We start from the raw sequence: 9,494 nt of genomic DNA, 5'->3' as shown, positions 1-9,494 counted from the left end.
CGCTCCCCCGGCGGCACGGGCGACGGTCCGGCGGCGGCCGGCGGGGCCGGGGCCGGGGGAGCGGGCAGGCCGCTCATCCCCCGTCCACCCGTGAACCGGCGTCGGGTCCTGAAGAAGATGGGGCTGACGGCAATCGTTCTCGGGCTGGTCATCGCGTTGTTGTCCCTGCCGTTCGTCGGTGCGGTCGGCCTGTTCGCCAAGGGAAGCGCGGACCACTTCCTCGGGCTGCCCGCCGAGCTCGTCACGCCTCCGTTGCCGCAGAGTTCGACGATTCTGGCCGCCGACGGATCAGTGATCGCCATGTTGCGCGGGGCCGAGAACCGCATCGTCGTGCCCGGCAACGAGATCCCGAAGATCATGCGCGAGGCAATTATCTCGATCGAGGACGCCCGCTTCTACCAGCACGGCGGCGTCGACCCACAGGGCGTCTTCCGCGCCGCGCTGCGCAACAGCGAGGCCGGCGGAGTCTCTCAAGGCGGTTCGACGCTGACCCAGCAGTACGTCAAGAACGTGCTGCTGCAGAACGCCCGCACCACGCGGGAGCGAGAGGTCGTGGCCGGGAACTCCCTGGAACGCAAGATCCAGGAACTCCGGTACGCCCTGGGCATCGAGAAGCGGTTCTCCAAGGACGAGATCCTGGAGCGCTACCTCAACATCGCGTATTTCGGTGACGGCGCGTACGGGATCGGCACCGCCGCCGAGCACTACTTCGGGGTGCCCATCTCCCAGGTCACTCTCGAACAGGCGGCGCTGCTCGCCGGGCTCGTGCAGAGTCCGTCCCGGTACAACCCCGCAGCCTACCCGGAGGCCGCGCTGGCCCGGCGCAACACCGTGCTGGACAAGATAGCCGCCGAGGGGTATATCTCCACCACCCAGGCAGAGGCGACGAAGCAGATGCCGCTGAACGTCGTGAAGGCCCCGCCGCCGGCCGCGGACTCCTGCGAGACCTCATCGGCGCCGTTCTTCTGCGACTACGTGCGGTCCCAGCTGCGGGCGAGCCCGGCGCTCGGTTCCACCCTGGAGGAACGCAACCGACGCATCTACGAGGGCGGCCTGGTCATCAGGACCACTCTCGACCCGATGGTGCAGCAGGCGGCGCAGGACGCCGTCAACTCGACCGTGTCACCGAGCAGCCGGGTGTCGGCGACCGAGGTCGTCATCCAGCCCGGCACCGGCAACATCCTCGCCATGGCAGTGAACCGGGTGTACGGCTCGAACACAGCCGTCAACCAGACGGTGGTGCCGCTGCCGACCAGCGCCACCTTCCAGCCCGGGTCGACGTTCAAGACCTTCGTGCTCGCCGCCGCGCTCGAACAGGGCTACGGCACCTCAACGGCCTTCTACTCCCCGGCCTGCTACGAGACCAAGAAGTTCCCGTTGGACCGCGGTGAGGGCGACTGCCCCAGGGGTTTCTCGAACTCCGATCCCGCCGAGGCCGGCATCTACGACATCCCCAAGGGCACCTGGGACTCGGTGAACACCTTCTACGTGCAGCTCGCGGAGAAGACCGGCATCCCGGCGGTCCTGGAGATGGCCAAACGCCTGGGCGTCACACCGCCGAAGGCAGACAAGATCGGCTCCACCGACGGGGCCACCGCCATCGGCGGCGGCCAGTACATGTACGTCTCCCCGTTGCAGATGGCCGACGCCTACGCGACGATCGCCGGCGGCGGGGTGCGCTGCACGCCCCGCTTCGCCACCGAGGCCATCGACTCCAGCCACGACCCGATCGACATCGCCCAGCCGCGGCAGTGCGAACAGGTACTCGCCAAGGGTGTTGCTGACACCGTGACCAGTGTGCTCGCCGGCGTCCCGGTCCGCGGGACCGGGACCAAGGCCGCCATCGACCGCCCCTCGGCAGGCAAGACCGGCACCACCGACGAGTTCTCGGCCGCCTGGTATGTCGGCTTCACCCCGCAGCTCGCCGCGGCGGTATCCGTCGGCGACCCCATGGGGGCGGAGAGCCACCCGCTGCGGGGCGTCGTCGCCGACGGCCGGACCTGGCCCCATGTCTTCGGCGGCGACCTGCCCGCGATCATCTGGAGCAAGTCGATGCGGGCCGCCCTGGCCAACCGGCCGGTGGTCCCGTTGCCCGGCGCCGATCCGACCGTCGCGCGCGGCACCAAGGGAGGTCTGCAGAACACCCCGCCAGCACCGGCGCCCGGTCAGGGCCTCGGCGACTTGTTGCAGAACCTGGGTCAGCGGATCTTTCCCGGCATGGGCGGACAGCCACAGGGAGGCGGCGCCCAGCCCGGCACGGGCCAGAGCGGGCAGAACCAGGGACAGCCGCAGCAGCCTCAGAACGGCGTCGAACCGGGATCCGGCAGAGGGGATCAGCCTGCCGGCCGCTAGCCAGCCTTCCGGCGGCCTGGTCAACGCCTAAGGTCCTGGTCAACGCCTAAGGTCGTGGGCCCGCGGGCACCTGCACGGGATCGACCCCGAGCGCTAGGGCGAGATAAACGGCCGTGTAGTCGAACAGGCCGATGAGTGAGGCGAGCCGTTCCAGCGGCCCGCCGCCGTCGGCGCGCAGTTCGGTGACGCCGACGCCTCGCTCGGCCGCCACCGCCACCGCCGCCTCGGCCTGCCGGGCGACATCCAGGCGTTCGACGTCGGGATCGCGCAGCAGGACCAGGCGGAGCCGGATCGACTCGTCCTCCTCGGCGCGGTCGCGGAAGAAGTCGTCGAAGTCGTCGCGCACCGGGCCGCCAGCCGCGAGACCCGCGCCGAAAGCACCGTCGAACAGCGCGACCTGGTGGCGGGCGGGATGCGGCAGCGCCCCGGCGATGGCCGGATACTTCGCGTTCGTCGCGAGCTGGGTGACGGCACGTTCGGCCACCACGTTCGTCACCGGTGAGGTTCCCCAGATGATCGGCAACGTACCGGCCAGCTCGAGCGCCAGCGTCTTCGCCGGATTGACGAATGACTCGCTGGACGAACGGCAGCGGGTCGCGACGTCCTCGAGGCGGACGGCGGCCGCCTCGATCGCCTCGTCCGCCACCCGCGCGATACCCAGGGCCCGGGCGACGATGATCAGTGGCAGCGACAACGACCACAGGGCGGCACGAGCGGGCTGCTCCGCCGAGGTCACGACGAGGGGCGCACCGGCCACCCCGGCCAGGTGCGCCAGGGGGGTATCGGCAGGGGCGACCACGGCCACCCGCGCGCCACGCCGGTTCGCCTCCTCCACCGCCGAACAGGTCTCCGCGGAGGTACCGGACGCCGACACCGCAAGGACGACGTCGGCCACCCCCACCCAGCCCGGCAGGCCGTAGGTGTGGTGACCGATGACGGGCACCGGGCTGGCCGGCCCGGCGACGGCGGCGAGCACCCCGGCGGCCAGCGCCGCGCCGCCCACCCCCACCATGACGACCGCCCGGGGCCGCCCGTCAGCGGCAAGGCGAGCGACCCCGGCCTCCTGGGCGAGGGTGGCACCGCGACGGACCTGGCGGGCGGCGGAGGCGATGTGCGGCAGGAGACCGCCGGCGTGACCGGCGTCAATGCGGGCGGTGTCGTCGAGGATCGCCTCGTCGAGGTACACGTCGAGGCCGCGGCGTCAGTTCGACGCCGGCGCGCCGGAGAACGGGACCGCCTCGTCGAGCAGCATCACCGGGATGTCGTCGCGCACCGGGAACGCCAGGCCGCAGGCGAGGCACACCAGCACGGGGGCACCGCCCAGCTCGTCGGGCCGCAGCTCACCGTGCTTGCTGCACGGGCAGACGAGGATCTCCAACAGCAGCGGGTCGAGACTCATCAGGCTTCCCTTCCGCTCCGGATGCGAGCGAGGATCTCGTCGCGCAGCCGATGCATCGTGGCGTCGTCGGGCCCCTCCACGTTGAGCCGCAACAGCGGCTCGGTGTTGGACGGGCGGAGGTTAAACCAGGATCCGTCCGAGAAGGAGATCGTCAACCCGTCCAGGTGATCCACGTCGGCGGCGTCCGGCGCGTACGCCTTCTCGATCACGTTCATCGCCGCCGCGGCGTCCGCGATCTCGGAATTGATCTCACCGGACGCGCTGTAACGGGCGTACCCCCCGAGCAGCCCGGACAGCGGCCGGTCCTGGCCGCCCAACGCGGCGAGCACATGAAGCGCGGCGAGCATGCCGGAGTCCGCCCGCCAGAAGTCGCGGAAGTAGAAGTGACCGGAATGCTCTCCACCGAAGACCGCGCCGGTACGGGCCATCTCGGCCTTGATGAACGAGTGGCCCACGCGGGTGCGGACCGGGACGCCCCCGCGCTCGGTGACCAGCTCGGGGACCGCCCGGCTGACGATGACGTTGTGGATGACCGTGCCCCCCGGCTCCCGGGCCAGCTCGCGATCGGCCACCAGGGCGGTGATGGTCGACGGAGAGACGATCTCCCCCCGCTCGTCGACGACGAAGCAGCGGTCGGCGTCGCCGTCGAAGGCCAAGCCGATGTCGGCTCCGGAGCTGCGGACGGCGGCCTGCAGGTCCCGCAGGTTCGCCGGCTCGATCGGGTTCGCCTCGTGGTTCGGGAAGGAGCCGTCCAGCTCGAAGTAGAGCGGGATCACTGTCAGCGGCAGCCCGGTGAAGGTGGCCGGGACGGTCAGCCCGCCCATGCCGTTACCCGCGTCCACGGCGACCGTCAGCGGCCGGATCCCCGCCAGGTCGACCAGGGTGCGCAGATGACGCACGTAGGAGTCCAGCAGGTCCCGCCGGGTCACGGTGCCGCGACGACCGGGACCGGCGGGAATGCCCGCCTCGATCATCGCGCGGATGTCGGCGAGCCCGGTCTCCTGGCCGATGGGTGCCGCGCCGGCCCGGCAGAGCTTCATGCCGTTGTACTTCGCCGGGTTGTGCGACGCGGTGAACATCGCACCCGGAATGTTCAGCGAGCCGGCGGCGAAGTAGAGCAGATCGGTGGATCCCAGCCCGGCGGCGATCACGTCCGCGCCCTGGCTGACCGCCCCCTCGGCGAAGGCCTCGGCGAGCGGGACCGACGACTCCCGCATGTCGTGCGCGGTCACGATCCGCGGGGCGCCGAGCAGCCGCACGAAGGCGGCTCCGGTGGCTCGGGCGACGTCGGCATCGAACTCCGCCGGCACCACGCCACGCACGTCGTACGCCTTGAAGATCCGCGAGAGGTCACGCATCCCTTCCAACCCCTTCTCCCTGGTGTCCCCCGGCACCGGGTGAATGGTGCCCCCCGGCCGCGCGGCCACTGCTGCGACCGGCTCGGTTGACCTTATCCGCCGGGTCCGGCACCGCCAGGACCGCGTCCGGGCGAAGTCGCGCCGAACCACTCACCGAACCACCGGTACTAGGACAAACGGAAGATCGGGACGACCACATGACCGGGACGGCCGAGAGGTGGGAGCGCTCCGGATCAGGACGGACTGGGAACGGCCCGCAGGTGACCCCGCCGGCCACCCGGGGGTGGGGCCTGCGGACCCTGCGGGGGCTCCGGCCCTCCCCGCCGGGACGCCTCACGCACGGCGTCCGCAAGGGCTTCCAGGTCGTCCCCGGCCACCTCACGACCCCCCTCGCGGGGCGCCTCGGCCTCGAGCCGGACCACAGCCCAGCCAAGCGGCACGGTGAGCCGATCCGCGTGGGTGCCGCACAGATCGTAGGAGTGTGGTTCGACGTACGGGGAGAGCGGGCCCAACACCGCCGTGGACTCCGCGTAGGCGTACGTGAGCGTGGCGACCGCGGCTGCGGAACAGGCCGAGCGGGAGCAGCGCCGAGGCTTCACGTTCCGGACGGTAGCCCCCGGAACGGACGACGGCCACCACCTCGGGTCGTGTCGCGTGGCGCGACGACTAATCGTCACGCGGCGTCGACCATGCCATCGCGGCCCGCATACAATATCCCTCTTTCAGCACGTATCCAGAGCGATTTTGAGATCATGGACCGTCCTCGAGCTGGTAGCGATAGGGGATGAAACGCAGGGATGTGACCGGAAACCGTCGTTACCGCGCCCACGGATCGGCGCACCACTCCGAGCGATGCCGGAAGCGGCGCGGAGTTCACCGCGATCGACGGACGACCGTCCATCCTTGAACGCTACGCTGACAGGGTGAGCGAGCCCGAGCGGTTCCCGGCAGTCGCCCGGCCGATCCCGCCACGGCGGCGGCGCGACCGGCGCGGCCGTGGAATCCGGGGCACTCTTCTTCCGCCGGACGTGCCCGCCTACGCCACCCGCGGCGACCGCTTCGACGATCTCGTCCTGGACGCCGTCGAGCATCTCGACCACCGGTGGTCCACCGAACTCGCGGACGTCGAGTTCGCCGTCGAGGACGTCCCGCCGGTGGCGGTGACCGATGACGAGATCCCGCTCGCGCATTACCAGCCGGCCAGCGGCAGGGGTCGGTCGGGGACCCCGCGGCGCATCGTCGTCTACCGCCGCCCGATCGAGGCGCGGGCCGTCGACAGCGAGGACCTGGCCGAGCTCGTCCTCGATGCGATCATCCACGAGATGGCTGAGATGATGGGGGTCGACCCCGCCGTGATCGACCCGGAGGGCCACGGCTGGGGCGACGAGGAATAGCGAGCAACAGCGAGGAACAGCCGAGCCGCGCTGGCTGGCCGGCCGCAGGACACCCACCACGAGGGAGACCGTGACCACCAGGAACGATGCCGCTCGGGCGACGGCCTCCGGCGCCCGGATCCTGCCACTGCACGGTCAGGCGCAGTCGTACGCCTGGGGGTCCCCGACCGCGATTCCGAACCTGCTCGGGGCGGTCGCGACCGGCGAGCCGGTCGCGGAGCTGTGGCTCGGCACCCATCCGGTGGCGACGGCCCTCGCCGAGGACGACGGCATCCACCGTCCGGCCACCGACCTCGTCGGTCAGCTGCCGTTCCTGCTCAAGGTGCTGGCCGCCGAGAAGGCGCTGTCGCTGCAGGTGCACCCGGACCTGGCGCAGGCCCGGGCCGGCTTCGACGCGGACGACGCGGCCGGTCTCGGCCTGGGCGATCCGCGGCGGCGTTACCGTGACCGGAATCACAAGCCCGAACTGATCGTCGCACTGTCCCCGTTTCGGGCTCTCGCCGGCGTACGTGATCCCGGCCGGACCCTCGCCATCGTCGCCCGGCTGGGCTCACCGGCCCTCACCGCCACCTTCCGACCACTGGCCGACGATCCCTCGGGCGGCGCCGCACAGGTGCTCCGCTCCCTGCTGACCATGCCGCGCGAACCCGCCCGTGACCTCGTCCGCGACCTCGTGGCGACGGCCCGCCGGCTCGCCGCCGGCCCGCACGACGCGGCAGCGCCGGGGACGCCCAGCGCCGAAACGGACGACACGGCGACGGACAGGGCCGCGGCGGACGGCGTCGAAGCCGATGACGTCGAAGCCGATGACGTCGCGCGGGCGGCCGACCTGATCGGTCTGCTCGCGGCCGCGCACCCGGGCGACGTCGGGATCGCGGCCGCCCTGTTGCTGAACGACGTCACCCTGCGCCCCGGGGAGGGGCTCTTCCAGCCCGCGCGGCTGCTCCACGCCTACGTCTCCGGCCTGGGTATCGAGATCATGGCGACCTCGGACAACGTGCTGCGCGGCGGGCTCACCCCCAAGCACATCGATGTCGACGAGCTCCTGCGCATCCTTGATCCCACTCCGAGCGCGGCGCCGATCCTCATGCCCTGTACCCTCGCGGTCTCCCCCGGTGGTCTGCTCCGCGGCTGGGACGTCCCCGTCGGGGACTTCGCCCTCACCGAGGCGATCTGCACCGGCGGCGCCCTGAACGTGGGACGGCCCGTGGTGCTGCTGGCCGTCGAGGGTGCGGTCCGGGTGACCGGCACCGCCGACAACGGGACGACCGTCGCCCCGGTGGAGTTGCGCGGGGGCCGGTCCGCCCTGCTGGCCGGATCCGCCGCGTTGACCCTCACCGGCACCGGTCGGGTCTTTCTCGCCGCTCCCGGCCGCTGACGGGCGACGCCACCGACAGGGCGGGGTGCTGACGGCCCAGAAGACCGGACGACCGGAAGCGTCACGAACCTCCCGCACGTCCTGGGAGGACGCCGACCGGTGCCCGGCCCGCCACGAGGCGAAGATCGAAGGTCGGCGGACTCGGCACTAGCCGCGCTGATACAGGACGGTGGGATCCTCGATGGAGACCGGGGCGTCGAGGAGCCTCGACGCCCCCCACAACGGAACGACGGTAGAGATGCTCCGCGGCATCACGGGCCTGGACATCCCAAAGATCGACGACACGGCGGTCGACGACGTGGAGCCGGTGGAGCCGGAGCCGGTGGAGCCGGAGGGAGTAGGCCCGCGGGGCGGATCCCCGGATGCCCGGCCCTCCCCCGGCCTGCCGGGGAGATCGCCGATCACGGCGGTGGCCCCCAGCGGGCCGCCGACCGCGACGAGCCGTCCACCGGCCTGCCCGATCGGCATGCGGGCGGTCGCGACGGTGCCCGGCCGCACCCGTACCAGCTCGCCGTCGATCCACGCTGTGACCGCTCCCGCCGGAGCGGCGAGCACGACGACGCCGGTCGCGCCGGGCGGCACCGGCGGGAGGGAGACGACCGCGTCCGGCGCGGATCCCGCCCCGGCGGCCAGCCCCGTCGGGGCGGAGAGGCCGACCGCCTGGCCGTACGCGTCGAGCCCGCGCGGGTCGAGCGGAGGATCAAGGCTGGTGGCGCCGACCCAGGTGGATCCGCCGTCCGAGCCGGTCGACCGCTCTCCCGCCCGGCCCGACGGTGCGGCCAGTCCGGCGAGCACCGGTGCGTTATCGGCCGATTCGACCAGGACGGCCGAGGCGGCGCCCGCCGGCAGCAGCACGGGCGTGGTGATCGCACCGGTGGCGGGCACGACGACGGCCTCTAGGCCGATCGGCGTGTGCCGACCCGTACCCGTGAGGACCGTGATGCGCACCGTGGCCTCCCGCAACGGTGCGGCGAGCACCAGGTGCGCCGTCGAGGACGCGGACCCCGCCGGGACGACGACCCCGCCAAGCAGGAGACGCCGGGCCGGGGCGGAGGTGCTCGGGACAAGGCTCACCGGATCCGCGCGCCCCGCCCGGTCCGCCCCCGGCATCGAGTCCGCACGCGCCGCGCTGGGCCGGTCCGCGACCCAGGTGAGAACCCGGCCGGAGCGCACCTGGACGTCGAGCGCGGTCGCGGCGGCCTCCGGTGCGAGGGACGCGAGTCGCCGGATCACCGCGTGGTCCGGGGGCACGGTGATGTCCTGCGGCGACGTCGCCGGTCCGTCGGAAAGCACCCGCACATTGATCCGGGCTGGTTCAGCTGCCAGATTCGACCAGATCACCACCGGATCCCGACCGGCCACGGTCGATGGTCCGGTGAACCAGGCCCGGGCCCGGGACGGCTCGCAACGCGCCTGAATCGGCCCGACGCCGCCCATTGACCCGACGCCGTCTTTGTCCCGGGCCGTCACGGTGGCCGACAGTCCCCCGGCGGACGCGCCCTGGGCGGTCACCAGGATCGATCCACGGCCGCCCGCCACGCCGGTGACGGCGCTGCCCTCCGAGGGCCGCGGAAGGTCCAGGTGACGCCGGCCGCGGACGTCCATCCGTAGTC

General features: G+C 72.2%; 8 protein-coding genes. 3 read left to right on the top strand and 5 right to left on the bottom strand.

Going from position 1 to position 9,494, the window contains the following annotated elements; genetic code table 11:
• A partial coding sequence (locus AC08OP_RS14715; RefSeq protein ID WP_476614715.1) for a transglycosylase domain-containing protein occupies positions 1 to 2,352 on the top strand: 2,352 nt, incomplete at its 5' end.
• Between the two features lie 46 nt (positions 2,353 to 2,398).
• Here AC08OP_RS14715 and AC08OP_RS14710 read toward each other — a convergent pair.
• From AC08OP_RS14710 to AC08OP_RS14695, 4 genes are all read right to left on the bottom strand, one after another.
• Positions 2,399 to 3,538, bottom strand: coding sequence for an SIS domain-containing protein (locus AC08OP_RS14710; protein WP_476614714.1), 1,140 nt, complete (start codon positions 3,536 to 3,538; stop codon positions 2,399 to 2,401).
• A 15-nt stretch (positions 3,539 to 3,553) separates the two neighbouring features.
• Positions 3,554 to 3,751: a Trm112 family protein gene (locus AC08OP_RS14705; protein WP_462188239.1), complete on the bottom strand. Its 198-nt coding sequence runs from the start codon at positions 3,749 to 3,751 to the stop codon at positions 3,554 to 3,556.
• Positions 3,751 to 5,109 carry a phosphomannomutase/phosphoglucomutase gene (locus tag AC08OP_RS14700; RefSeq protein ID WP_476593823.1) on the bottom strand — a complete coding sequence of 453 codons (1,359 nt, stop codon included), beginning with the start codon at positions 5,107 to 5,109 and terminating at the stop codon, positions 3,751 to 3,753. Before AC08OP_RS14700 ends, AC08OP_RS14705 begins: the two co-directional genes overlap by 1 nt.
• Positions 5,110 to 5,342: 233 nt before the next feature.
• The gene (locus AC08OP_RS14695; RefSeq protein ID WP_035908204.1) at positions 5,343 to 5,708 is read right to left on the bottom strand and encodes a DUF3499 domain-containing protein; all 366 of its coding nucleotides are present in this window, start codon (positions 5,706 to 5,708) and stop codon (positions 5,343 to 5,345) included.
• A 324-nt stretch (positions 5,709 to 6,032) separates the two neighbouring features.
• Here AC08OP_RS14695 and AC08OP_RS14690 point away from each other — a divergent pair, with 324 nt between their 5' ends.
• Together AC08OP_RS14690 and manA are read left to right on the top strand one after the other, a co-directional pair.
• Entirely contained in the window at positions 6,033 to 6,503 is a 471-nt protein-coding gene (locus AC08OP_RS14690) for a metallopeptidase family protein (RefSeq protein WP_476614713.1), read from the top strand.
• A gap of 70 nt (positions 6,504 to 6,573) precedes the next feature.
• On the top strand, positions 6,574 to 7,881 hold the full coding sequence (manA, locus tag AC08OP_RS14685; protein WP_476614712.1) for a mannose-6-phosphate isomerase, class I: 1,308 nt from the start codon (positions 6,574 to 6,576) through the stop codon (positions 7,879 to 7,881).
• Positions 7,882 to 8,028: 147 nt separating this feature from the next.
• Here the strand turns inward: manA and AC08OP_RS14680 are convergent.
• On the bottom strand, positions 8,029 to 9,494 hold a 1,466-nt coding region (locus tag AC08OP_RS14680; RefSeq protein WP_476614711.1), incomplete at its 5' end, for a DUF5719 family protein.

This window comes from Frankia sp. CeRuru1 (assembly GCF_977966315.1).
The sequence above is the reverse complement of the archived record's forward strand: the minus strand, read 5'-3'. Positions and strand labels throughout refer to the sequence as shown.

Excerpts from the sequence above, each read along its gene's own strand:
- AC08OP_RS14705 (WP_462188239.1), bottom strand. The coding sequence starts at position 3,751 with ATGAGTCTCGACCCGCTGCTGTTGGAGATCCTCGTCTGCCCGTGCAGC.
- AC08OP_RS14700 (WP_476593823.1), bottom strand. The coding sequence starts at position 5,109 with ATGCGTGACCTCTCGCGGATCTTCAAGGCGTACGACGTGCGTGGCGTG.